Genomic DNA, 25,743 nt, shown 5'->3' on the forward strand with positions numbered 1-25,743 from the left:
CTATTTCAATCACTAAATTTCAAAGCTGCTATTATCTATCCATTTATACTGTGGCCTAATTTTTTTTATATCTTCAGCTAATAAATACAATGCTTCGTCCTTCTGCTTACATTCTAGCATTACATCAATATCTGTATCTATTTTTTTAGCTTTTTCTAAAAATCCAACAAAATCCTTAGCATTAATATAGTCTGCATGTTTTCTATCTTTTTCATTCTCTCTAGGTGTAGAGAAATGAATTTTAGGTGGTAAACTTTCATTACCCCAAGTGTTAAAAATATCTTTCAACAACGCCTCTATATTTTCACCATTATTATTGCAGTTATGATGATGTACATCTAAAACCATTGGTATGTCTAATATTCTACATAAATCTAAAACTTCATTTGCTGTATAAGTCTTATCATCATTTTCAATTATTAGTTTTGAAGTTATTTCTTTAGGAGACTTATTAAAATTTGCTATAAACCTTTCTATTCCTGCTTGTTTACCTCCAGCTGAACCACCAACATGCAAAACCATTTTTCCATTCGGATAATTTAAATCTTGAAACCACTCCACCTGCCTCATCAAATTATTTACTGTATTATTAACTATTTCATCATTTGTACTATTCAAAACATTAAATTGATCGGGATGAGTATCAACCCTCATATTATGTTCTCTGATTATTTTACCTATATACTCAAAATCTTTCTTGAAAATTTCTCTATGGCCCCAGTAACCTACTTCTGGGTGTGTAACTAAAGGAATTAGTGCAGATGTTATTCTATAAAAATGGATATTATTTTCTATATTATATTTGAGTATTTTTTCTAAATCATTTAGATTAGATAAAGTAATACTCTTTAGCTTTTCTAATCTATTCTTATCATCAATTATTTTGCTATAATTTGCAAATGTTACTGTACTAGAACTAGTAATCTTCTTTCCTAGCCTCATAGAAACTGCTACATAACCAAGTCTTACTCTCATCTTTTTCTCCTCGTAAAGTTATTACTGAATATAACTTTTCCAAAAACATAATAAAAAAACCCCTCAAAGGAGTTTTTTTATTATGTAAAGAGATTAATTGTTTTGAAGATATATTAAAAGCTATTAAATGCTATTATTATATTCTACTTAAAATATTCACTTTTAACTACTTCTTCTTAATTATAACTTGAGCCAAGCTTCTTGTAAACATTTTCTTCACTTTTGTTAATATATCCTTGAGTATTATTAATTACTAACTTATTTAATAAAGTATTAACAAAATATTATTCCTTATGTTGGTATATTTCATTAATATGATTTTGTATTTCTTTTAATACGTAAGTTTCTCTAAATATCCAATTTGCAATATGTTTATCTCCTGATTCAATTATCTTTTCATTATTATTTATGGCATCCACTATTTCTACCCATTCTGGCTTAAATCCTAACTTTGCTTCATAAGGATCTAACTTTTGTGATTTTCTTACATTAGATACTTCTGCAAAATAATAATAAGAAATCATTTTAAAAATTCTATCATTTACATATTTATCCCTACTTCTTTCAGTTACAATACCAATTTGCCCATTTATTCTATTGCAAATATAACCTGTCTCTTCTTCCACTTCTCTTTTTAATGCTTCTTCATGTTTTTCCTCTTTTTTCATTCCACCACCTGGAAACTTGTAGTCTTTATTTTTCGAATGTACCATTAATATTTTGTTATCTCGTATTATGATTCCTCTTACTGCTTCTCTAAAATTTACACTTCCAATTGAATCACTAACCTTATCTATCTCGAAAAGTTTATTAAATAGCATATTATATTCTCACATCCTTATTCTTTCAAACTCCCAATCTAAATTCATAAATTCAATTTGATATTTAGCTTTATATAAATATTCAGAATTAAATACTATTCGTTTTATTTTAGCTTATTAATGATATTTTAACTCCAAAGTTAAAAAATATCCTAATATAAGTTATTACATAATTTAATTTTATATAATATAGATTATACTATAATTGTACATTAATGTAAAAATAAAAAACCACAAGGCGTGTGTAAACCTTGCAGTTCTTATATAAATTTTATGAAATGTACTATCTAATAAAAAATTCGTTTGTTTTATTATTTTCATACTTATAATGGTGTGGACATTATAAGTATATATCATGGTCTATTACATTATTTAATGGTGTGTGGGCATTAAATAAATCACTATGGTGGTTAATTATCACATTTATTCATGGTAGTGTGTAAAACCAAGAATAATTTTGTATTCATATTCTTATAAAAACTTAACTATATAACAATTTTTAATTATCTATTTGCTAACTAAATAGCATTAATATAAAAGGAGTTTTTTATACTTAAAGCGAGGTCACGCGATGAATTCCCTTCAAGCATATTTTTTATGGCATATTCTTTAACTTTATCATATTTATTAAAGATTATTTTTGCTTTATTACTATCATTGTATACTTTCCAGTATCCGCATAATAGGCATTGCTTAGTAGTACATTCCATAAAATCTTTAACATCTTCAAAAGGTATTCCAAGGAATAATCCAAGTTCGTGAGGGCAGTGATATTGATCATATCTATACTTTAATGTATTAACATATTCATTTATTTTAATCTCGAAGGGGTATCCCATATTAACTAAAAACTCTATATGTGTTTTTCTGTTTAATTCTTTCTCCAATATACTTTCATCGTAAATCATCACTATAATAGAACTATCACTTTCTCTTAATTCTATAAACTTTAAATTTATATTTTTAAGAAAAGACTTTCCATAACTTGTCCAGCTGTTGTGTAATTTTCTATTACTTTTTTTCATTGTTACTGTTACCGCCGGCTTAACTCCAGCGATTACTAGAGACGAATTGTACACTAAAAAATTCTCGATATACTCCTTGTTTTTCATTGAATCTAATCTTTTGTAAAAATCTAGATATTTCATTCTATATCACCACCGAACTTGCTTATATTTGCGCTATTTTTTTACCAAAATCTATGCACTCTTGTTCATTGTCATCTGGCTCATTTTGAACAATTAATGGGTCTCCGATTATGCTACAACCATAACCTATCATTCTTTCTTCAAAGTCTCTCATCCATTGTCCATCTCCCCAGCCATAAGATCCAAAAAGCGCTACTTTCTTTCCAGATATTTGGGTTGAAATCTCTTCTACAAATGGTTCGAATTCAGATTCTTCTAATACCTCATCGCCCATAGCTGAACATCCTAAAACAAGTATATCTTCACTTAATAACTCATTTACATTTACATCAGAAACATTTATAACTTCCGCTTCTTTTCCCCCTTCAGTTATTCCTTTTCCAATTAACTGAGCCATTTTTTCTGTATTTCCAGTTCCTGACCAATATACAATCTTCATTTTAGTTCCTCCTTGTTACCTTTAAATAATTTTGAAAATCATTCTCAATTAGATAATATAATATATAACCACTTTTGTCAAGTTTTATTTATAAAATTTTATATAATATACCTTTCAATATATTTTTAACCTAGTTTTATATGTATTGCTATATTAATTCTATGCCTTCAATAATCTAGCCTTTATTAAATATAAATATATAAAGTGAAGCTAAGAATATAATCATATACCCAATAACACTCAGATAATCCGGAAGAGTTCCAAATAAAAATACACTTATTATTGCTGAAAAAACTATATTTGTATAATCAAAAATTGAAATTTCTTTAGCAGGTGCGTATTTATAAGCTAAAGTTATTCCAAATTGACCAATACTAGCAAAAATTCCTGCTAAAAGTAAGTAAATAAATTGAATAAAATTCATTGGTTTATATGAAATAATCATAAACGGAAGTATAATAACACTTGAAAAAAATGAAAAATAAAAAACAATTGTCTCCGTATTTTCTTTTCCACCTAAATCCCTGACACATGTATATGCTGCCGCTGCAAATATTCCCCCCAGTACTCCAATTATTGCTGGGATCATCTCCAAATTAAATGATGGTTTGATTACAAATAATGTTCCTATAAAAGCAATTGCTATAGCTATAACCTGCTTTGAATTTACTTTTTCTTTTAAAAATAATCCAGAAAAAATGATCACAAAAAACGGACTAAGTTTATTTAGCATGTTTGCATCTGATAATACTAATTTATCTATGGAATAAAAATTAAATACTATCCCTAGAGTTCCAAGTGCTGATCTTAGTATTAATTTTTTCTGATTCTCTCTTTTTCCAAAGTAATTACCCTTATGCCTAAATAAAATTATAAATGCTACTGTAGCTGACACTATATTTCTAAAAAAAGTTTTTTGAAATGATGGTAAATCCCCTGATATTTTAACGAATGCAGCCATCATTGCAAATCCAAAAGCCGATGCTATAATAAATAATATTCCTTTATTTCTATCACTGAAATTATTTAGTCTCATGTTCTTCTCCTTTTTATAAAATTATTTATTTTTTCTTATTATAAAAGCGTATAAGCATTTATACAACTGCTTATACGCTAATAATATTTTTATTCAATCAATTCTAAAACTGGTCTATACCCAACGGTTTCGTATTTTAAGTCCTTAATTGATTGGTTAGAGTATGTTATTGAATAGAATCCTCTTATTATGCAGAATTTTTCACGCCTTAAGCCTTCACTTTGAGTAAAGCTAGAAAAATTGTACCAATTCCACAACTTATTACTATCTCCATTTAATTTTTGTTTTTCATCTTGCTGCTTCGTACTATTTGTCATATCACAATCCTTACATATCGGCAAACTATCAATTTTATCTGTATTTACAATATATTTATCCCATTCATTCGCTTTGTAATTTTTCTTTTCACTATATCCGGTTAATAGCCTTAGAATATATTTTTTGCCTTCAATTATTACAACTTTACCAAAAATTAAATTTTGCTCATTTAATTCATTCCAGGACATGCCTTTTAATATATTCCGATCACATATTAAAAGTTTTTTATTATCGTCGTTCACTTCTACCCATGTTAACATATATTCTTCATTTTTATCAGTATCGTTTATTTTGATTTTTTGTCCTTTGTACTCAGGGATATCTTTAAATTCTATAAAATCTTTTGGCCTTTTCTGTTTCTCATTATCTAAATATAATGTCCCAAAGTTTCTAACTTTACCTGTTGTATATTCTATACTTTCTAAAAAACTTTGCTCTTTGTTTTTCTTTAACTTTTTACTTACAGCAATAACACTGCTTATTGCTGCCATAGTTCCAACAATAACTCCCGTACCAATTATAGTCTTTTTACCTTTATTCATAAATTTTTCCCCTTTTTAACCATAGATAATTTATATAGTATGCTTTAATTATATCAATTTTCTTTAGATTTTATTCTTTATTGATTTTGTAGTTTGTAATAATTTTTTTGCAGTTTCTGATAAAGAGCTAAGTGATTGATTTTGTACTTCTGACATTTCTAATGCTGTAGCCTTTACTTTTTCATATCTTACACTTAGTTCCGATATAACATTTGCATGAGAATCAATTTCGCTTACTTCTGTAACTATTTGCTTAAATATATCTTCTGCAGTCTTTACCGTATTTATACTTTCCTCTATTAGTTGTCCACCTTCTCTTGCATTTTCAGTAGTCTTGTTTATAGCTTTTGTTATATCATTTATTATACCATCAACACTATTTACAGCTGTTTTAACATCATCTGCTAACTTCCTAATTTCAGATGCTACTACTGAAAAGCCTTTACCAGCTTCCCCTGCTCTCGCTGCTTCTATAGCTGCATTTAACGCTAATAAATTCGTTTGATTTGCAATATTTCCTATTAGATGAATTATATCAATTGCTTCTTTAGTTGAACTGTTTGCAACCTGTACTGATTTATCCAATAATCTGTTAGCATCATATATCTTTTTCATAGACTCATCCATATTCCCCATACTTTCAGAACCTACACTTGTAAAATACATAGTCTTAGCTAGCGCTTCTCCAAGTTTAACAGTGTCATCGTTTTCAATTTCATCTAATTTAGTTGATTTGTGAATATCCTTCTTCATTTCATCTGATTTGTCAATCATTTTGTTAATTATATTATTTAAATTTTCCACAGTCTCCTCTTGAAATTTTGCTAATTGCAAGATTTCTTCTTTTTCTTTACTATTTACAACATTGTCCATATCTATAGCTAGTTCCTCTTGTGAGCTTTGAGATGATATGGTTGTTTCTATAGGCATTTCATTATATCCTAAATTATTAGTTTTATCTTTTTCAGAATTACCTAATATAGCTAGATATACTGCTGCTATAATAACTGCTATCAATGCTGTTACTACAGCACTCATTATAGACAACTCTAAAATTATCGGCAATATGGTGCTAATCATTATTATTATTGCTATCACAATAATGTTTACAATTTTTTTTGTCATTTTCTTCATTCCCCTCTTGTTTTTTACAATTATCTTGTTTCATTATACTAAGTAATTCTTTCCTCTATTTTTTATCAACTCTCCCCTTTTAATATTAAATATAGGATTATCTGACACTAGCAAATTTTTATTAATATAAACCCACAAAATAATCATTTAAATAATAAATTTCACTTTACAATTTTTCAACTTTATTACTAAAATTTATCATTTTACCTAATTATATCTTATTTTTGCAAGTGTTTAAATAGTAAATATAATATATTATACAAAAAAGGTATCTAAAATTTATAGATACCTTGCTTCGTTATTAGATGTGAATTAAAATTTATATATACATTAAATAAGAATATTTAAAAGGTCTATGAATTTATTGAAACTTTGCCTTTTAGAATCTAAAGTTTATTTACTAATACGTAAGCCTGTGTCTTAGCCATTTAATACCGCTTAATCTTATAGAATACATTGATCCGCGGACAATCCAATCTATATACATAGCAATCCATATCCCCAAAACTCCGATTCTACATACAATTCCCAAAACATATCCAAATCCGATTCTAAACACCCACATGCCAACAAATGCTGTTACCATAGTGTATCTAGTATCACCAGCTCCTTTTAATCCTGACGAAAGTACGAATGACACAGCCCATGCAACAAGCGCTATACTATTGCTCTTAAGTAATAATGCCGTGAGCCGTATTACTTCTGGATCGCTGGTATAAAAACTTGCTACCCATTCTGATATTGGAACAAAAAGAAAACCTACAGAAACTAGGCAAATAGTTGCAAACTTAGTCAAATAAATCAAAGTACTTTTTGCACCTTCAATATCATTTCTTCCAACATATTGACCAACTAAAGTAGTTGCAGCCAAACAAAATGCATTCCCTGGTACATTAATTATTTGAGAAATAGACATTCCTATTGCATTTGCTGCAATTGATGCTGTCCCCATTGTAACTATAAAGACTTGGACAATTAATTTACCAGTTTGAAAAATCACTTGTTCCATACCTGCTGGTATTCCAATATTAAAAATTTCCTTCTGTATCTTCATGTCAAACTTAAAAGGAAATAACCTCTTAATTTTTATATTTTTGCTTCCTCTAAATAAAACTATCACAATAACTACAGTTCCAATAGTTCTAGCAATAGCTATGGCTATTGCAGCCCCCATTATTCCAAGAGAAGGTATATTGATAATATTAATCCCAAATATTAAAATATATCCTAATATTATATTAATAACATTCATAAACATTGTAATACTCATTGGAGTTTTCGTATCTCCTGTCCCTCTGAGTATACCATTTGCAATTTGCTCAATAGCAATAAATGGATATGTTAATAAAGTGAATTCAATATATAATTTTGCATCTAATTTTACTAATTCTTCAGCGGAACCATAAAGAGAATTTATTAATGGAATCCGTAAAATCCATAGAAGCAAAGTTATCAGTACAGATACGATAATCCCTGATATTATAGCTTGCTTCGCAGTTTCATTCGCTCTCTTAGTTTGACCTTGTCCAATTTGTTGCGCTACTACTACAGTCGCTCCAACCGATAAAGCTGCAAAAAAAGAAATAAACAACATATTTATTGAATCTACCATCCCTATAGCAGATACAGCTTCCTCACTAATATGCCCTGCCATCATAGTATTACAAACACCTAGCAGCATAACAAAAGTCTGCTCTACCATTATTGGTATAGCTAACTTTAATACATTCTTTCTTATTACCATTATTCCCATTCATCCCTTTCTACTACTTAGCTTACATAAGCATTAGTATCCAGTAGTCTCCTTTGTTCACGTTAACATCATTTCCATTAATTATTATATCATATAATTTGGAATATAGTGTGCATAAATACAGATTATTTTAAAATTCCGAATAATTTACTTTTTTATTAAGTATAAAAATTAATATTGAAGAAAGAATAAGGTTGTATTGCTTACCCCCCAGTAATTTCATTATTAAATATTAGGAGATTTTCATTTGTAAAATTCCAAATATGGATTGAATAACAAATAAAAATCTCCTGTACATTAGTGTTAATCTATTAAATTGTACTGAAAGCTTCCTATGAATATAACACTATTGTAATTATTTCAGCAATACTATTTTATTGAGATTCTATTTTCTTGGAGCTCATTTTTTATCAATTTACCATTATCTTTTGAAAAAATACCTTTGGAGTATGACTGCAATAGTTCACCTTCGTATTTAATCGTTTTTTTGCTATAAAGCTCCAAAACGCTACTTGCAGTTTTATCATTTACATAGACTTTGCCAGAATAATCTATTATAATATCGTCTCTATTCACTGGTTTTTGTAAGGTTAATGTGTTCCACTTTATTTTTTCATTATTTAAAGTAGTATAATATATCTTAGCAATTTTCCCATCAGATTCTTCACCAAAATATACATTATCATTAATATCACTTCCCAATATTCTGGTAACTTCAACATTAGGTATTTCTATATTATCAGGATTATTTAATATAGTTGCTCCATCTCCCATTTCCATTACTGCATTTGTACTTGTAGTCGGTACAACAATATTTCCAATCTGCTTATTTGATCTAACTTTTTCTAATTGATTCATTACATTTGCATAGTAAAGATCACTTTTGCCGCTTATTTTCTTAACTTTTATATAAAGAGTATGGGTAGCCGTTGAAAACACAACATTATCAATTACTTCACTATTATTTCTTATATCTATTTTTAATTCATTTAAATTGAAATCTGTAAGTTGCCTTGTCTCACCTTTTTTTGCATTGAATGATACTGGTTCAAAATATAAATCTCCATCCTTTTGGACCTTTTGAATAACAATTATGCTATTCTCATTTGTTAACCATTTATAGAATGCAACTTCCCCATTACTTTCACTTTCAAATTCTTTCTCACTATTATCATTACTATCCAATACCTTAAGTTTTTTATTCTCTAAGTAAGCAACAAATCTCCCATCAGATGACACTGAAATTTGTTCCACTCCATCTTTTAAGTGAATTTCATTTTGTTTCTTTTCTTTTGGAGCTTCTTTCTTCTCTTCAACTTTTTGAGCTTCTATCTTTACATCTGAAGCTAAGTATATATTCTCTACGTACATAAAGATACTTTGTTGAATTAATATCGCCACAAATGTCCATATTAAAATCCTAATTAGGTTTTTCATTGCTTTATCCTTTCCTTCAAAAATATTCCTACCTAAGCCTTATCTTAATTTGATAGACAAAAATATCAATTACAAGCTTTAAGTATTTTCTTTTATTCAACGTAAAATGCTGTTGCAACTGATCTCTCTCCATCCCATGCATTAGGAGAATTTATTACTTCATCTTTATAATACATTGTTGATGAATATCCGCCATCAAGTGCCCCTGCATTGATTGCTCCTCTATCTAACATTATTTGTTGTACATCATAAATGCTTGCACCAGGTGCTGTTATTTTTCTACCATCAATAACCAAAAAGATTACTGTTCCATCTTCTTTTTGACCAACGGCAGTTCTCGGATTTAGCCCATCAGACATTTTATCCTTTACTTGTGGCTTACCATTAATTATAATATTTGGACGTCTAAAGCACATTGCTTCTTTTACATCTAGTTTCTGTAATTCTTCTAATGTATGGTCGCCAACAATCAATTGACCTCCTTTTGTAAAAGCAATTACATTTTCAACATTATCTTTCTTTACATTAGTCTTTGGATATATAACTTTACCATCTGAAATTACAAATCCCCCTGGTTCTGCCCCTGTTCCTGCATAAAGAGTTCCGTCTGACGACTCATCTACAAAAGCTCCCCCATTAATAGCAGCAATTGCATTATGTTCCTCGGCCATTTCGCTCGTCTTTTGTCCTATTTTTCCTAGGTACTTTGTCATTGCAACTTTAACACCAAGCGGGTTTTTTATTTCTAAAACATATCCATTATATCTATCTGTATGTATATCGTACCTAGTGATTTCATTTCCACTAGTGTACTTAACTCTTATTTTATTAAGATCTGTTTCGCTTTTTTCAGCAACATTCTCTGTTACCTCGTTAACAGTATTATTTACTCCTAGAATATTATTTATAGCATCTTGAGACAAAAAATCAGTTACCAGGTATGAATGTCTTGTTCCAAGAACAGTTGATATAACCACTTTCCTTGTATTTTCATATGGCCCCCAAAGTAACATAAGAGGAGTTGTTATTCCTAAAAATACAGCAATATATATTATTGCCATCAAAAATACTACTGGTCTAAATTTCTTTTCATTTAGTTTTTCTTCTTCTGGATGATTACTTTGCGTGCTCATCTATTACCTCCTAATTTTCTACCCATCTACCTTTTTGCAAATTATCAATACATATACAATACACTGATAAATATACTTTTACAATAAGTTTATAACCTATTTGCTAAAATTATGTAAATAACTTATATTTTTTTAAATTTACGTCTTAAATCAAGTGAATTATAACTTAAAAAAATAGCTGTGGGTCTTTCTCAGAAATATTTTGTCCATTCTTTCACTATCCCAATAACAACTTGATTTAGTAAAAATAGTACAAAATAGACCTGCGAAATACCTACAGCAATATTATGCAGTATAAACTGAATCTTATTTATTTTATTCTAATGTTAGTCCTACTTCATTAGGTACTCCTTGTTCTTCTACCTTCTCTTGCTTTTTCATATATGTTTTAACTTGATCTTCTAAATTTTTAAATGCTACTGATAACATCAGCTTAATTCTATTCAACTGATTTACATTTGAAGATCCTGGATCATAATCAATTGCTACAATATTTGAGCTTGGATATCTTTCTTTTAAAGTCTTAATCATTCCTTTTCCAGTCACATGGTTTGGTAAACATGCGAATGGTTGAAGGCAAACAATATTGCTCGCTCCACTTTCTATTAATTCTATCATCTCAGCAGTTAAGAACCAGCCTTCTCCTGTCTGATTTCCCAAAGATAATATAGGAGATGCCATATCAGCTAATTCTTTTATATGCTTAGGTTTATAAAATCTGCTGCTCTTTTCTAAAGATTTTTTCATAGTATTTCTATAACTCTCCATATACATAATCGCTAAATTGCACAAATGTTGTGTAATTTTACTTCCTGCAAGATATCTAGCTTTAAAATCAGCATCAAAAGTTGAATAGAAGAAGAAATCTAAAAGATCAGGTACAACAGCTTCCGCTCCTTCATTTTCTAATATTCCTACTATATCGTTATTTGCTGTAGGATGAAATTTAACTAATATCTCCCCAACAACTCCAACTCTAGGTTTATTAATATTTAGTAATGGCAACGTATCAAAATCCTTAATAATCTCTTTTATATTATTATTAAATTCTCTCTTGCTTCCATTGATTAAATTAACCTTTACCTTCTCATTCCATTTTGCATGGAGTTCATTTGCAGAACCTTTAACTTTTTCATATGGTCTAGTTCTATACAAAACCCTCATAAATAAGTCCCCATAAACAAGTGCCATTATTGCTTTATTAAGAAGCTTCGTAGTAATTTTAAAACCTGGTTGTTGTTCAAGACCAACCGCATTTAAGGATATAATTGGAACCTGCTCAAATCCTGCATGTTTTAATGCCATCTTTAAAAAGCCAATATAGTTAGTCGCTCTACACCCACCCCCGGTTTGAGTAATAATAACTGAAGTATTATTCAAATCATATTTACCTGATTTTAACGCTTCAATCATTTGTCCTACTACTATTATCGAAGGGTAACAAGCATCATTGTTAACATATTTTAATCCCTCGTCAACCGCTTTCATATCCATTGATGGCAGTACTTCGATATTATATCCTGCTGCTCTTACCGCGGTTTCGACTAGCTCAAAATGTATCGGTGACATTTGCGGAGCTAATATTGTATGTTTTTTTCTCATTTCTGGTGTAAATACTGGATTTTTATAAACTATTTTTTCTTCAACAGGTTTATAATTCTTTCTTTCTCTTTCATCCATAGCGGCTTTTAATGATCTAATCCTTATTTTAGCCGCTCCTAAATTATTACCTTCATCTATTTTAAGAACAGTATATATCTTTCCTCTAGATGATATTATTTCTGAAACTTGATCTGTAGTAACAGCATCTAATCCACAACCAAAAGAGTTTAGTTGAATAATATCTACACAAGGCTCCTCTGCGACAAATGCTGCTGCTCTATACAATCTTGAATGATACATCCACTGATCAACAACTCTTAATTTATCCTTTAGCACACCTAAGTGTGATATACTATCTTCTGTTAATACTGCCATATCAAAGGAACTTATAATATCAGGAATTCCATGATTTATTTCCGGATCTACATGATAAGGTCTTCCACATAGAACTATTCCCTTTTTATTATTATTTCTCAAATAGTCTATTACTTCTTCACCTTTTCTCTGTATGTCCCTCTTGTAAGTTTCTCTTTCCAAGCTTGCTGCTTTTATAGCAGCTTTTGCCTCCTGCAATGTAACATTAAACATCTTAAATTCGTCTACAATACGTTTAGAAAGTTCCTTATCGTTATCCAAAGATAAAAACGGTTCAATAAAATTAATATTATTTAATTTCAGCTCATCCATATTATTTTTAATAGCCTCAGGATATGAAGTTACCATGGGACAATTGTAATTATTCTGAGCATCTTTAAATTCACTTTTTTCATATGATATGCATGGATAAAAAATGGTTTTAATCCCTCTATTTATTAAATTCATTATATGCCCATGCGCAAGTTTAGCTGGATAACAAGCTGATTCAGATGGAATTGTCTCTATTCCAAGTTCATATATTTTTTTACTTGAAGCAGCTGATAATTTTACACTAAAGCCTAAATTAGTTAGCAGTGTAAACCAAAATGGATAGTTTTCATACATATTTAGTACTCTTGGAATTCCAATTGCACCACGCTTTGCTTCTTCCTCTTTAAGAGGCTTATAATTAAAAGTTCTTTTATACTTATATTCATATAAATTTGGTAATTTATTCTCCTTAGGCCTTTCTATTCCTAGACCTCTTTCACATCTATTCCCTGAAATATATTCTTCTTCCATAGAGAATTGATTTATAGTAAGCAGACAATTATTTCCGCATTTACCACATCTTCTAAATGAGGTTGTCATTTCGAATTCATCCACTCTATTTCTAGGTAATAAACTTGATTTTGTACCTTCAACATATCTTTCTTTTGCTATAAGCGCACATCCAAAAGCACCCATAAGACCTGCTATATCTGGTCTGACAGCTTCCCTGCCAGAGATAAGTTCAAAACTTCTAAGTACAGCTTCATTATAGAAAGTTCCACCTTGTACTATTACCTTTTCACCAATATCTTTTTCATCTCTTAATTTTATTACTTTAAATAAAGCATTTTTTATTACTGAATACGAAAGTCCTGCTGAAATGTCCGAAACTTCAGCTCCCTCCTTCTGGGATTGCTTAACTCTTGAGTTCATAAACACTGTACATCTTGAACCAAGGTCAACTGGAGCTTTTGAAAATAAAGCTTCTTTTGCAAAATTCTCTACCTTCATATCTAAAGATTTAGCAAAACTTTCAATAAATGATCCGCACCCAGAAGAACATGCTTCATTTAAAAGAATGCTATCTATAGCTCCATTTTTGATTTTCAGACATTTCATATCTTGTCCACCAATATCTAAAATGAAATCAACTCCTGGCAGGAAATAGTCCGATGCTTTGTAATGAGCAATCGTTTCTATTTCTCCTATGTCTATATGAAGAGCTGCTTTAATCAGAGCTTCTCCATAGCCAGTAACAGCCGAATTCATAATCTCTACACTCTCAGGAATCTTTTTATATAAATCTTTTATAATTTCTACTACTTTCTTTAAAGGTTTTCCCTCATTACTTCCATAATAGGAGTATAAAAGTTCTGAATTTTCACTTATAAGTGCAACTTTAGTTGTTGTCGAACCTGCATCTATGCCTAAAAATGCTCTTCCTTTGTATTCTTTGATATCTAATCTTTTTACGACATTCTTATCGTGTCTATCTTTAAATTTTATATAATCCTCTTCATTCTTAAATAATGGTTCTAGTCTTGGCTCTGTATCATCTTTTATACTTGATATATCTGAAATCTTCTCAACAATCTTTCTTAGAGATGTTATTTTTTCCTTTTCTGACAATAATGCAGCGCCCATGGCAACAAAAAGTTGAGAATTTTCAGGAGCAATAATTTGTCCATCTTTTAAATTTAATGTTTCAATAAACCTCTGTCTAAGCTCCGATAAGAAGAATAATGGTCCCCCAAGAAACGCTACATTACCTCTAATAGGCTTACCACACGCAAGTCCCCCAATTGTTTGATTTACTACCGCTTGAAAAATAGACGCAGCAATATCGCTCTTCTTGGCTCCTTCATTAATTAATGGTTGTACATCCGTTTTAGCAAAAACACCACATCTTGATGCTATTGGATACAATACTTTATATTCCTTAGCATACTCGTTTAATCCCATTGCATCTGTATTTAATAGTATTGACATTTGATCTATGAAAGCTCCAGTTCCTCCTGCGCAGCTTCCATTCATTCTTTGCTCTATTCCACCTTTAAAGTATGTAATTTTAGCATCTTCACCACCAAGTTCAATCACAACATCAGTCTGAGGAATTATCGTTTCAACTGTTTTTGAACATGCAATTACTTCTTGCACAAATCCAAGATTCAACCATTTGGATACTGATAATCCCCCTGAGCCTGTAATGTTAATTTTACAATTAATGTCCCCTAATTCCTTATAACATTCATTTATTAAATCAATTATTGTACTTCTTATATCCGAAAAATGTCTCTTATATTCATTATATATTAAAATATTATCACTATTAAGAACTGCTAACTTTACAGTTGTTGATCCAATATCTAAACCAATTCTATAATTTATCATGTTTTATTATTCACCTACTCTGTTTTTTGCAATGTATAATACAATGCTATAAATTTAAAATATTTATAAATTATTCCATATGTATACTAATTTAAAGTTTTGTCAATAATTATAAAATGTTTAAGGTAATATTTACATTTTTATTTTTGGAGGTCACAAATGAATTATTTCAATGAAGGCAACAAATATTATAATTCTAAAGATTATGAAAGAGCTATAGATTGTTATAAAAAATCTGCATCTCAAAATCTAAATTCGGCTTGTTCATTTTATAATTGCGGCGTTTGTTTTATTAAATTAAAAAATTTTGACGATGCAATATTAATGTTAAATAAAGCAATTTCTATCAAACGTGAAAGTAAATATTTCTTTAATCTTGGGTACTGCTATGTTATGAAGGAATGCCTTGACACAGCCTTGAGGCACTTTAATTTAGCTTGGTCAATAGACCCCAATGATAAAGACTGTGAGAAAGCAATTAATCTTATAATTTCAAAATTATATAAGACAGCAACGTAAGTTTTTTACCATTCGCCAACAATTTCTTCAACATTATGATTTTTAAATAAGTTGGAATCAAAATAATTACCTCCATCATAGAAGGTTGAATCTACATTTATCCAAATATTTTCATCATTTAAATAAACTTGATTCCATGCATGCCCTACATACTGATGTCCATCAAATGCCTGTCCTCCTATTAACCTTACTTTGAGGTTTATAGCTCTTGACATAGCTACATAAAGACATGCTTTGTCAAAACATATTCCAGTTCTACCTTCAAAAGCATTGATTGCGCCACTTTCTGGCATCTGGCGAATGTCCTTTTCATATAAAACCTTATTGGCTTTATCATCATCATATTTTATGTTACTCCCTACCCAAGTGTATAGAATTCTTGCTCTCTCTCTATCACTTGTAGCATTTTGAGTTAACTCCTCTGCTTTATTATCAATATCTTCATTTGATTGTATTCCCTCATCAATTGTTACTCCATTATAAATTACTATTTCCTTAGAAGATCCATTTTTATTTAATTGCCTATTTGTAAAAAATTTTGTAAGTTGGCTTTTATTATATTTGCTCGTTGATTGTTCTTTAGTAATTTCATTTTCAGAAAATGAGTTTGTAGATTCTGAATTAAATAATATATTGGGAAGAACTAACATTCCAATTACTACGCTTATCTGAATACAGCCTGATATAACTCCAGTAATTATGAGTAAAAATTTATTTTCCTTCATAACTTTCCTCCACAGATAATTATCTTTGCCTTAGGCACATGAAAGAATTTGATTATGCCTTCTTCTAATTTATATTCTTATTATACCAAAAATAATATCACTGGCCATATTAAAAATACCATTCTATGTTTATATTATGGTAATACCTGTTATTCCTTATTATTCAAACTCCTCTAAAAGCATGATCTCCTTTACCACCTCATTGGTAATATCAGCTCCATATCCTTTTGAAATCAAGTATCTAAATAATTTACCAGAAATTTTATAATTGTCACTTTCTTTGCCTTTGATTAAATTAAGTTTTTTCTTTGCAATATTCAATGCAATATTTTTTTCATTCTCTTTGTCTAAATCATAAAGTTCTTCATCTATAATATCTCTGGAAACCCCTTTTTGAATCAAGGAATATTTAATTTTTTGGCTTCCCATTGATTTTAATTTGTCTTTTATAAAGGCTTTTGCATAATTTTTATCATTTAAGAAATTATATTTTGTTAAAAATTCTATGCTATAATCAATAGCATTTTCTTCGTATCCTTTTAATCTTAATTTATCTCTTATTTCTTTTTCTGTTTTATATGCCTTTTCAATACTTCGGAGTGCTGCTTCTTTACATCTAATGAAACTTTCATTTTCAGCTAATGATTTTATTTCTTCAAAATTTATTTCTTTATTTACTTTAAGACCTTCCTTATAAACCAGTTCTGCTGATATAGAGAAAGCATATTCATCATCTAAAAATAAATTAACTCTCTCTTTATTCCTCTTTTGAACTTCTATCTTTGTTATCTTAGCCATGATTATTTATTTTCACCTTTTTCTATAATTACATTTATTATAGGTTAATTTGATTTTAATATATGGATTGTTGGATTTTTTAAAACCTTTTTTCCCACTTCATTAATTTTAACTGTATCTACTGTATTTAATCTATGCATATCTTTAACAAATTCAAAAATATCCTCATCTTCCAAGGCTTGATGAAGCATATAATTACATAACTCTGAAGAATCTTCTAGTGTGGATATCACTGCCGTCTTATGGACTTTCTTCATTATATCTAAATCTTTTTCTCCAATTTGAATTTTTCCTTCAGTTATATTTTTTAATGTTTCATCAATTGCTTGCTTAGCTTCATCAACATTCTCTTCACTAACTGCAGTATATATATAAAGAGTTTTAATATTATTTGTAATTTCTAAATGAGTGTAAATATCATAAGCTAAGCCTCTATTTTCTCTAATTTCTCTAAATAGCAAGGAGTTTGAGCTCTCTCCAAGTCTGTGGTTCAGTATTCTTAATGGCAGCTCATCTGCTTTACTTATATCATTGAAAGTATATAGATATACTATAGTACTTTGTTCGATATCTTTTTTATAACTTATTTCTAATTTTTCCTCATTTTTTTCCTTTATGATATTAATAGGATCAGGTTTTTCTCCCTTCCATTCTTCAAAATGCATTTCTACTAATTTAATTGCATCCTCATGGTTTAATGATGAGACCATGGTTAATAAAGAATTTTTAGGAGTATAGTATTTATTATAATATGATAGTATCTCTGTTCTAGAAAATCTTGAAACATTTTCTTCAAGTCCAGTTACTTCATATTTAAGAGGACTATTATTGAACGCAATTTTATTTACATTTTTAAAGCTAAAGTCTTCAATATCGTCCTTACCCATTCTTATTTCAGATAGTATTACGCCTCTCTCCTTCTCTATCTCTTTTTTATCAAACGTTGGGTTTATTATCATATCCCCCAAAAGTTCTACTGCATTTTCAAACTCTTCCATCAAGCAACTTATAGTATATACAGTTGCATCATAATCTGTATACGCGTTATATTCGCCACCTAATGCTTCTAATTCTTCATTAAGTTCCTCATCACTTCTATTTTTTGTGCCTTTAAATAAAGCATGTTCAATAAAGTGACTAATTCCTTTTTCCTTTATACTTTCATATAGTGCTCCAACTTTAATCCCTATATTTATGGCAGCAAGCTGGGTATCCTTTTTTATAGTTATCACTTCTAGGCCATTTGTTAGAGTATGCCTTTTCACATCAAAATTTAATTTTACCATTCATTATTCTCCTAATTGTATCATTAATCTTTTGGCTTCGTAAGAAACTTTTTTATGTTCTTTCTAATAATTAATAAAAATCTCTTCCTTAACATTATATAATAAAATCTTTCTTCTATAATAATATCACAAGTTAAAAATATATTCCTATACTTTCTAATAAAATCATTACTATCGTGCTCCTTGTCATAAGCGTTTCTTATTTTTAGCCTGGAATATATTTTTTTATCTTGCAATCAATTATAATATCTATAAGAAAGTATATTAATTAAATTGCAAAATTATATTATAATTTAATTAATGTCAAAGTATATGTCAAATCTAAATAAATAATTTATAATTAAAATCATTATTGTTTATATATGTAAAAAACTAAATACTTAAAGCTTTATAAATAGATAGTTGTAATATATTTGCCTTATTTATAGGTTATTATTAATATAAGAAAATTTTTATTATATTTAATGAATTTTACATATTTAATTAGAAAATATAGATTTATTATTATATTGTTTATTTCAAAATAAGGAGATGAGTTGCAATGAGAAAATCCATCTTAATTGTAGAAGATGAATTAAGAATTAGATTTTTACTTAGAGATTACTTAATGAAAGAAGATTTTAACGTTTTTGAAGCATCAAATGGTGAAGAAGGCTTATACATGTTTAGCACTCAAAAAATTGATTTAGTGCTTTTAGATATAATGATGCCTGTTATGGATGGGTTAACAATGCTTGAAAAATTAAGAGAAGTTTCAACAGTTCCTGTGATTCTTCTTACTGCTAAAGGTGAGGAAGAAGATAAATTACAAGGATATGACTACGGTGCCGATGATTATATGACAAAACCCTTCAGTCCTAAAATTGTAATCGCCAAAGTTAAAGCCTTGCTAAAGAGGACCAGAGATGACTTAGACTCAAGCTCTCAGGACTTTAATGGTCTAACTGTCAATAAGCTTTCTCACGAAGTAAAAATTGATGGAAAAGAAGTTATATTATCACCAAAAGAATATGAACTTTTAATATACTTAATTACAAATGAAGGAATTGCATTAAGCAGAGATAATATTTTAGATAATGTATGGGGAGTGGACTACTATGGTGACATCCGTACAGTTGATACCAATGTTAAAAGGCTTAGAGAAAAATTATTAGACAAAGCCAACTATATAATTACGGTTCGTGGCAGTGGATATAAATTCGAGGTAAAAGAATGAAAAAAAGTTTATCAAAAAGATTATTTAGCATAACTTTATCGCTAATTATTGCGCTAATGTATATGACTTATTTGGCACAAGCATTTTTCTTTGAAAATTTTTATTCTTATAAAAAAACTGTATCATTAATTAGAGAAGTAAATAAATTTAATGATTTATATTCAATGCATATCGATAGTGATCAGGCTTTATACAAGGCTCTTCAAAAATTTGAAGATGACAATAATGCTCAAATTGTTATTACTTCATTAAATGGAGATATTAAGTATATTTCAAATAATATTTATGGCAATAAAGAAAGCTTTGATAGCTTTACTAATTTTGCTTCAGAACTAGTAAATGATAAAGACTTAATAAACCAAGCCCTTAAATACTCTCAGCCAAGATATAAAAGTTTTGATAATGAAAGCAGTGGACTAAAAAAAATTGGAGTAGTAAGCCCAATGTCCTTAATGAATAAAAATGATAGTCTTATCTTTTGTGTATCTTCTATTCAACCAATACAAGAAGCTTCAGAAGTAATGAGTGAGTTCTTTATATACCTATTTTTAGGCTTAATTGTTATCTCAGTAGTATTATCATTAATTTGTTCTAATTTAATATCTAAACCCCTAGTAAATTTAACTCATGCTGCAAATAAAATATCTCATATGAACTTTACTGAAGTTTGTGAAACTAAAAGAGAAGATGAGATAGGAAGCCTTGCTAAATCTTTAAACTTTTTGTCCAAAAATCTTCAGGATGCTCTATTAGATTTACAACAAAAAAATTCAAAATTAGAACATGATATTGAAAAAGAAAGACAACTAGAGGATATGAGAAAAGATTTTATTTCTAATGTCAGTCATGAACTTAAAACTCCTATCGGCATAATCGAGGGGTATGCCGAAGGTCTTAAAGATGGAATTGTATCTGGCGATGATGCCAAAATGTATTTGGAAACTATAATTGATGAATCTAAAAAAATGAGTGTATTAGTTACCAATATGTTAGAGCTTTCAAAACTCGAGTCTGGTACTATAAAACCAAATTATGAAGATTTCAACATAAATAGATTAATTACAAAAATATTGAAGAAACATACACCAGAATTTGAAGAAAATAAATTTAATGTGAAATTTAATTCCTCTACTCCTTATAGTTACGTTTATGCAGATCCATTTCAAATGGAGCAAGTCTTAACAAATATTATAACTAATGCAATTAAATATACTCCTCCACGTAATGATATAAATATATCAATTGAAGAAGGTTTGGATAAATTTAAAATATCTGTTCAAAATATGGGGGTTACTATTCCTGATGCAGAAATAAGCAAGCTTTTTGATAAGTTCTATAGAATGGATAAATCTAGGGAAAGAACTCAAAAAAATAGCACAGGAATAGGCTTATCAATAGTAAAGAATATATTACGCCTTCATAATAGCGAATTTAATTTACAGAACATAAATGGAGGAGTAGAATTTTACTTTTATTTAGAAAAAATAGTATCATCAGAAGAAAATGAAGAATATTAAAGAAAACCACCGTCTGCTCTGATAATTTGTCCCGTAATATATGACGAATCATCACTGCATAGAAATACTGCTAGTTTTCCTATTTCACTAGGAACTCCAAATCTTCCTAGTGGAATTTCTTCTTCTAAGGATTTCCTTTCTTCTTCTCCTAAGAATGAATTCATCTTAGTATCTATAACTCCTGGTGAGATGCAATTTACTCTTATGTTTGAAGGGGCTACTTCCTTCGCTAAAGCTTTCGTGAATAAATTCAAACCACCTTTTGTAGTTGAATATAACACTTCACAAGAAGCACCTACTTCCCCCCACATTGAAGAAATATTTATTATGTTCCCACTTTTTCTTGAAATCATATTTTCAAGCACATGTCTTGTTATATAGACGGTACCTAATAAATTAATATTCATAATTTGTTGAATATCATCCTCTGTGGCATCTATAAATAATCCTATTTGACTTATTGCTGCATTATTTATTAGTATATCTATTTTTCCCATAGACACTAAGATTTCTTGAACTATTTCCTTACACTTTTCAAAAGACGATATATCACCTTTTATTATAATTCCATATCCATTTATTTTTTTTATTTCTTCAAGTGTCTCTTTAGCTCCTTCATCATCTTTAGAATAATTAATTACTACACTTGCGCCTTGCTTTGAAAGCTCAATAGCAATGGCTCTTCCGATTCCTCTTGATGCACCTGTAACCAATGCAACCTTACCAGTTAATCTATTCATAATTTCTAGAGAGATATAAAACCTATCCGTTAAATCTCTCCTAAAACTCACCTCTTTTTCTCTTATACTTATATATTAATTATTTTAACGTCTCTTTAAAAACCCTAATTGCATTTTTAAAAAATATCTTTTCAATTTCAGATTCTTTGAAATTATTTTTCTCAAGAGCACTATATAATTTATCAAATTCTGAAGCATCTTTAATTTCAACTTCATTGTGTATACCATCAAAGTCACTTCCAAGTGCTAATATATCTATTCCTCCAACATTTCTTATGTGTTTTATATGAGACAACATTTCATCTATTGTAGCTGTGCTTTTATTTCCCAGAAAATCCGCACAAAAATTCACTCCCATTATCCCGCCTTTTTCAGCTAATAATTTTATCATATTATCATCTAGATTCCTAGGATGATTTGTAATAGCCCTTGCATTAGAATGAGATGCTATAAATGGCTTTTCACAAATCTTAGTCATATCATAAAACCCAGCATCAGATAAATGTGAAACGTCTGGTATTATCCCTAAACTCTCACATGCTTCAACCACCTCTATTCCTTTGCTCGTTAGTCCATTGTTCCTATATGCGTAGTTAAAATTAGGGTATCCTAATTGATTCTTAAAATTCCAAGTTATTGTTAGTATCCTTATTCCTTTTTCATAGACTTTCTTTAAATTTTCTATGCTTCCTTTAATAACTTCCCCTTCTTCAATTGAAAAAAATGCTCCTATTTTCCCTAAAGCTTCTGCTTCTCTTAATTCTTTTATATTTCTTACAATTTCAACTTCATTTTTATTATCTTCAATTTCTATTATAAATCTATTATAAATTTTTAGAAATTCCTCATATGGGTCTTCATTTAATTCTTGGTTTACAAAAAAAGCCAAGACTTGCCCTAAACTTCCGCCTTTTTTTAAATTCGTTATATTAGAACTGCATAGTTCACTTTTAAAATCCAGATTATCATAAAATATTTTACTTGCTGTATCACAATGCAAGTCTATAAACTTCATTTTCATTCCTCCTAACTCGTAACATTTTTCTATAATAATTGTCTTGCAAAATCAAAATATTTTTGTAATTTTTCCGGTCCTCCAGTTACCGTTTTGTTGATATACAAAATATCTTTATTAACCTCAACCTGCCATTTAACTAAAGAAATTTCGCCATTAGTTAATTCAATACACGTTACTGCTGATGGAAATACACAACATCCATCATTAAAGTAAAGACCTTCATCGGGTTCAGGAAAAATATCATTATGCGTATGTCCACAAATAAGTATCTTTTTTTCTCTTCTCGCTACTTTTTCAAGCATATGATCTATTTTAGTACCTTTATTATAATTATTGGCTGGACTTGTTGGAGACTTAAAACCAGCGACTCCCTCTAAAAATCTCCATACATATCTTACTAAAAATCTGCTTTCCTTCCATAAGTCGCAATTAATAAAATCAACTTGATGACCATGAAATGCTAGTATATCTTCTTTTAAAGGCATATATCTTAGTATAACACTTTCATAAAATGTAACATCTGTATAAAGGCTAATCATTTCACGTCCAAATCCACCACCTGCATTTTCAAATAACTGCTCCTGCCTTTTTATATATTCTGGATTTGATTTAACTATGTCATGATTTCCAAAAACTAGACATAAACGATTATCGTAATTAAAATCATTTAAAATAGCAAAGATATCTTTATACATATATGCGATATCTAAACAGTCTTTATTTTTCCATAATTCATCTCCATCGCCTAGTTCAATTAAAGTATATCCATTTTCATAATAAAATCCAAGGGCCGCTTTATAAATATTTCTATTTTGTCTTAAAGAATCTGCATATCCTCCATCTCCTCTATGAGAGTCACTTATTATAACTATTTTAGAAGAATTATCAAATTCAATAATATTTGCTTTCTTCATTAACTTACTAATAAAATTCTTATCTTTACTACAATGTTCACTCATACAACAGCAACTCCATATAATTTATATTAATTCTATTCATTATATGAAGATTTAGTTAGAGTTGATATTTTATATATTATTAATTAAAAAATTAAAAGATGAAGATAATCTTTAAATCAACTCCATCTTTTTATTTAACTTATATATATTTGCAATTATTTATTCTATCAATATTCAGAGAAGATCTTCCCAATCTCCGAAAAATCTTTTGTTTTAGTTAATGCCAAAGATAGTAAAATTCTTGCTTTGGGAGGTGATAATGTATAGCTTGGAATACAATTAATATATCTATCCATAGTTTCATCCCTTAGTATAATTCCACTTCCTATCCTTGAGGATCTTACAACAGGTATGCCTTTTTCTTCTAAGTTCTTAATCTCATTCAACCAGTTAGAACTAAAAGTTCCACTTCCTGCACCTGCAATTACAACTCCCTCAGATCTTTCTGCAAGATAATCGAGAATAAGCGGATCAGCATCTATATTGAAATATGCAATAGATACCACAGGTAGTTTATTCAACCCTGAAATATCAAATTGTGAATCAACAGTGTGTGGTTTTATTGATTTATTAAAGAAATAAGGAACATTATCTCTCATATAACCAAGACAGCCAAATTCTATTGAATTAAATGCATTTGTTTTAAACGTATTAACCTTTTGAACATTTCTTCCACTATATATACCATCCGAAAAAACAACCATACATCCATGACCTATAGATAATTCACTAGCTGCCAGTGCAACTGATTGGTATAAATTTAGTGGTCCATCAGCACTAGTTGCTGTTGAAGGCCTCATAGCTCCTGTTATTACGACCGGTTTGTTAGTTTTCACTGTTAGATCTAAAAAATATGCCGTTTCTTCTAAAGTATCAGTTCCATGCGTTATTACAAATCCATCTATATCATCTTGTTTTGAAAGTTCGTTTATTTTGTTAGCAAGAGTTAACCAATGATCGATAGTTATATCATTGCTATCAACATTAGCAATTTGCTCACCATATATATTAGCTATCTTATCAATATTAGACACACTACTAACTAACGTATCTATATCTAAGTTACCTGCTTGGTAATTTGTTGTCTTTCCTTCTTCGCCTGTACCAGCAATAGTTCCTCCAGTTGCTAAAATAATTATATTCTTAAGTCCAGGTTTTTTAGGGTTAATAGTTATCATTTTTTCCCCTCCTAAGTTGCATATAGTAATTTAAACAAAATAGGACATATAATCCTATATAAATCATTTAGATTAGTTAAATCATTCCTATTTTTTATTATAGTATAACACATAAACTCTATTATAGATTAGCTCTTTCTTATTTTAATTTCATATTCAACAAGTAAAGGATATTCTCTTGTACACTGTTGCATTAAATACATAACTATGGGTATCTTTTATGGATAGATATATTTTTGAATTCGCATAAACTATGCTTAGCTGTGCACTAAATCCATTCATATATTAAATCCAAAATCCCACTGTCACATTTCTTTTGCAACCGAACAATTAGAATATCCTTTCTTTCGGTTGATGATTATTGTATAAATTTCATTTTAAAATTGAGCTCTATAAGCTTAACAACTTAAAACAAATCTATCGCTCTTTCT

General features: G+C 29.1%; 21 protein-coding genes. 3 read left to right on the forward strand and 18 right to left on the reverse strand.

Annotated elements, in window-relative coordinates:
- Positions 1-12: 12 nt before the first annotated feature.
- The 11 genes from uvsE to CLCHR_RS10645 form a co-directional block, all read right to left on the reverse strand.
- Positions 13-975, reverse strand: coding sequence for a UV DNA damage repair endonuclease UvsE (gene uvsE, locus CLCHR_RS10595; RefSeq protein ID WP_079439688.1), 963 nt, complete (start codon positions 973-975; stop codon positions 13-15).
- Between the two features lie 284 nt (positions 976-1,259).
- On the reverse strand, positions 1,260-1,796 hold the full coding sequence (locus tag CLCHR_RS10600) for an NUDIX hydrolase (protein WP_079439689.1): 537 nt from the start codon (positions 1,794-1,796) through the stop codon (positions 1,260-1,262).
- Positions 1,797-2,314: 518 nt separating this feature from the next.
- Complete coding sequence (locus tag CLCHR_RS10605; RefSeq protein ID WP_079439690.1) at positions 2,315-2,944, reverse strand: DUF3793 family protein; 630 nt, start codon at positions 2,942-2,944, stop codon at positions 2,315-2,317.
- A gap of 22 nt (positions 2,945-2,966) precedes the next feature.
- Positions 2,967-3,383, reverse strand: a complete 417-nt coding sequence (locus tag CLCHR_RS10610) for a flavodoxin (RefSeq protein WP_079439691.1) — start codon at positions 3,381-3,383, stop codon at positions 2,967-2,969.
- Positions 3,384-3,558: 175 nt separating this feature from the next.
- Positions 3,559-4,419, reverse strand: coding sequence for a DMT family transporter (locus CLCHR_RS10615; RefSeq protein ID WP_079439694.1), 861 nt, complete (start codon positions 4,417-4,419; stop codon positions 3,559-3,561).
- A gap of 89 nt (positions 4,420-4,508) precedes the next feature.
- A complete protein-coding gene (locus tag CLCHR_RS10620; RefSeq protein WP_079439697.1) occupies positions 4,509-5,279 on the reverse strand; it encodes a hypothetical protein in 771 nt (256 codons plus the stop codon).
- Positions 5,280-5,342: 63 nt separating this feature from the next.
- Positions 5,343-6,404 carry a methyl-accepting chemotaxis protein gene (locus tag CLCHR_RS10625; protein ID WP_079439699.1) on the reverse strand — a complete coding sequence of 354 codons (1,062 nt, stop codon included), beginning with the start codon at positions 6,402-6,404 and terminating at the stop codon, positions 5,343-5,345.
- Positions 6,405-6,813: 409 nt separating this feature from the next.
- The gene (locus tag CLCHR_RS10630; RefSeq protein WP_079439701.1) at positions 6,814-8,157 is read right to left on the reverse strand and encodes an MATE family efflux transporter; all 1,344 of its coding nucleotides are present in this window, start codon (positions 8,155-8,157) and stop codon (positions 6,814-6,816) included.
- Positions 8,158-8,535: 378 nt separating this feature from the next.
- Complete coding sequence (locus CLCHR_RS10635; RefSeq protein ID WP_079439703.1) at positions 8,536-9,603, reverse strand: hypothetical protein; 1,068 nt, start codon at positions 9,601-9,603, stop codon at positions 8,536-8,538.
- A gap of 92 nt (positions 9,604-9,695) precedes the next feature.
- A complete protein-coding gene (locus CLCHR_RS10640) occupies positions 9,696-10,736 on the reverse strand; it encodes a phosphodiester glycosidase family protein (protein ID WP_079439714.1) in 1,041 nt (346 codons plus the stop codon).
- Between the two features lie 315 nt (positions 10,737-11,051).
- Complete coding sequence (locus tag CLCHR_RS10645) at positions 11,052-15,356, reverse strand: 2-hydroxyacyl-CoA dehydratase (RefSeq protein WP_079439716.1); 4,305 nt, start codon at positions 15,354-15,356, stop codon at positions 11,052-11,054.
- A gap of 159 nt (positions 15,357-15,515) precedes the next feature.
- On the opposite strand from CLCHR_RS10645, the gene CLCHR_RS10650 reads away from it, so the two are divergent.
- Complete coding sequence (locus CLCHR_RS10650; RefSeq protein WP_079439719.1) at positions 15,516-15,875, forward strand: tetratricopeptide repeat protein; 360 nt, start codon at positions 15,516-15,518, stop codon at positions 15,873-15,875.
- Between the two features lie 5 nt (positions 15,876-15,880).
- Here the strand turns inward: CLCHR_RS10650 and CLCHR_RS10655 are convergent, their stop codons facing one another.
- The 3 genes from CLCHR_RS10655 to CLCHR_RS10665 all read right to left on the reverse strand — a co-directional run bounded on the left by CLCHR_RS10655 (position 15,881) and on the right by CLCHR_RS10665 (position 18,684).
- Positions 15,881-16,600 carry a transglutaminase-like domain-containing protein gene (locus CLCHR_RS10655; RefSeq protein ID WP_079439721.1) on the reverse strand — a complete coding sequence of 240 codons (720 nt, stop codon included), beginning with the start codon at positions 16,598-16,600 and terminating at the stop codon, positions 15,881-15,883.
- A 159-nt stretch (positions 16,601-16,759) separates the two neighbouring features.
- Entirely contained in the window at positions 16,760-17,398 is a 639-nt protein-coding gene (gene recX, locus CLCHR_RS10660; RefSeq protein ID WP_079439723.1) for a recombination regulator RecX, read from the reverse strand.
- A 44-nt stretch (positions 17,399-17,442) separates the two neighbouring features.
- A complete protein-coding gene (locus CLCHR_RS10665) occupies positions 17,443-18,684 on the reverse strand; it encodes a M16 family metallopeptidase (RefSeq protein WP_079439726.1) in 1,242 nt (413 codons plus the stop codon).
- Between the two features lie 541 nt (positions 18,685-19,225).
- Between CLCHR_RS10665 and CLCHR_RS10670 the strand changes: the two genes are divergently transcribed.
- Both CLCHR_RS10670 and CLCHR_RS10675 read left to right on the forward strand, forming a co-directional pair.
- Positions 19,226-19,900 carry a response regulator transcription factor gene (locus CLCHR_RS10670; RefSeq protein ID WP_079439729.1) on the forward strand — a complete coding sequence of 225 codons (675 nt, stop codon included), beginning with the start codon at positions 19,226-19,228 and terminating at the stop codon, positions 19,898-19,900.
- A complete protein-coding gene (locus tag CLCHR_RS10675) occupies positions 19,897-21,417 on the forward strand; it encodes a HAMP domain-containing sensor histidine kinase (protein ID WP_079439742.1) in 1,521 nt (506 codons plus the stop codon). Before CLCHR_RS10670 ends, CLCHR_RS10675 begins: the two co-directional genes overlap by 4 nt.
- On the opposite strand, the gene ymfI is transcribed toward CLCHR_RS10675, so the two are convergent.
- The 4 genes from ymfI to CLCHR_RS10695 form a co-directional block, all read right to left on the reverse strand.
- Positions 21,414-22,157, reverse strand: a complete 744-nt coding sequence (gene ymfI, locus CLCHR_RS10680; protein WP_079439772.1) for an elongation factor P 5-aminopentanone reductase — start codon at positions 22,155-22,157, stop codon at positions 21,414-21,416. The genes CLCHR_RS10675 and ymfI overlap by 4 nt on opposite strands.
- Before the next feature lie 79 nt (positions 22,158-22,236).
- A complete protein-coding gene (locus tag CLCHR_RS10685) occupies positions 22,237-23,172 on the reverse strand; it encodes a dipeptidase (protein ID WP_079439749.1) in 936 nt (311 codons plus the stop codon).
- Between the two features lie 29 nt (positions 23,173-23,201).
- Positions 23,202-24,134 carry a metallophosphoesterase gene (locus CLCHR_RS10690; protein ID WP_079439751.1) on the reverse strand — a complete coding sequence of 311 codons (933 nt, stop codon included), beginning with the start codon at positions 24,132-24,134 and terminating at the stop codon, positions 23,202-23,204.
- 167 nt (positions 24,135-24,301) lie between these two features.
- Positions 24,302-25,312, reverse strand: coding sequence for an asparaginase (locus tag CLCHR_RS10695; protein ID WP_079439753.1), 1,011 nt, complete (start codon positions 25,310-25,312; stop codon positions 24,302-24,304).
- Positions 25,313-25,743: the final 431 nt, after the last annotated feature.

This window comes from Clostridium chromiireducens, assembly GCF_002029255.1.
Taxonomy (GTDB): domain Bacteria; phylum Bacillota; class Clostridia; order Clostridiales; family Clostridiaceae; genus Clostridium; species Clostridium chromiireducens.

Excerpts from the sequence above, each read along its gene's own strand:
- uvsE (WP_079439688.1), bottom strand. The coding sequence starts at position 975 with ATGAGAGTAAGACTTGGTTATGTAGCAGTTTCTATGAGGCTAGGAAAG.
- CLCHR_RS10600 (WP_079439689.1), bottom strand. The coding sequence starts at position 1,796 with ATGCTATTTAATAAACTTTTCGAGATAGATAAGGTTAGTGATTCAATT.
- CLCHR_RS10605 (WP_079439690.1), bottom strand. The coding sequence starts at position 2,944 with ATGAAATATCTAGATTTTTACAAAAGATTAGATTCAATGAAAAACAAG.
- CLCHR_RS10610 (WP_079439691.1), bottom strand. The coding sequence starts at position 3,383 with ATGAAGATTGTATATTGGTCAGGAACTGGAAATACAGAAAAAATGGCT.
- CLCHR_RS10615 (WP_079439694.1), bottom strand. The coding sequence starts at position 4,419 with ATGAGACTAAATAATTTCAGTGATAGAAATAAAGGAATATTATTTATT.
- CLCHR_RS10620 (WP_079439697.1), bottom strand. The coding sequence starts at position 5,279 with ATGAATAAAGGTAAAAAGACTATAATTGGTACGGGAGTTATTGTTGGA.
- CLCHR_RS10625 (WP_079439699.1), bottom strand. The coding sequence starts at position 6,404 with ATGACAAAAAAAATTGTAAACATTATTGTGATAGCAATAATAATAATG.
- CLCHR_RS10630 (WP_079439701.1), bottom strand. The coding sequence starts at position 8,157 with ATGGTAATAAGAAAGAATGTATTAAAGTTAGCTATACCAATAATGGTA.
- CLCHR_RS10635 (WP_079439703.1), bottom strand. The coding sequence starts at position 9,603 with ATGAAAAACCTAATTAGGATTTTAATATGGACATTTGTGGCGATATTA.
- CLCHR_RS10640 (WP_079439714.1), bottom strand. The coding sequence starts at position 10,736 with ATGAGCACGCAAAGTAATCATCCAGAAGAAGAAAAACTAAATGAAAAG.
- CLCHR_RS10645 (WP_079439716.1), bottom strand. The coding sequence starts at position 15,356 with ATGATAAATTATAGAATTGGTTTAGATATTGGATCAACAACTGTAAAG.
- CLCHR_RS10650 (WP_079439719.1), top strand. The coding sequence starts at position 15,516 with ATGAATTATTTCAATGAAGGCAACAAATATTATAATTCTAAAGATTAT.
- CLCHR_RS10655 (WP_079439721.1), bottom strand. The coding sequence starts at position 16,600 with ATGAAGGAAAATAAATTTTTACTCATAATTACTGGAGTTATATCAGGC.
- recX (WP_079439723.1), bottom strand. The coding sequence starts at position 17,398 with ATGGCTAAGATAACAAAGATAGAAGTTCAAAAGAGGAATAAAGAGAGA.
- CLCHR_RS10665 (WP_079439726.1), bottom strand. The coding sequence starts at position 18,684 with ATGGTAAAATTAAATTTTGATGTGAAAAGGCATACTCTAACAAATGGC.
- CLCHR_RS10670 (WP_079439729.1), top strand. The coding sequence starts at position 19,226 with ATGAGAAAATCCATCTTAATTGTAGAAGATGAATTAAGAATTAGATTT.
- CLCHR_RS10675 (WP_079439742.1), top strand. The coding sequence starts at position 19,897 with ATGAAAAAAAGTTTATCAAAAAGATTATTTAGCATAACTTTATCGCTA.
- ymfI (WP_079439772.1), bottom strand. The coding sequence starts at position 22,157 with ATGAATAGATTAACTGGTAAGGTTGCATTGGTTACAGGTGCATCAAGA.
- CLCHR_RS10685 (WP_079439749.1), bottom strand. The coding sequence starts at position 23,172 with ATGAAGTTTATAGACTTGCATTGTGATACAGCAAGTAAAATATTTTAT.
- CLCHR_RS10690 (WP_079439751.1), bottom strand. The coding sequence starts at position 24,134 with ATGAGTGAACATTGTAGTAAAGATAAGAATTTTATTAGTAAGTTAATG.
- CLCHR_RS10695 (WP_079439753.1), bottom strand. The coding sequence starts at position 25,312 with ATGATAACTATTAACCCTAAAAAACCTGGACTTAAGAATATAATTATT.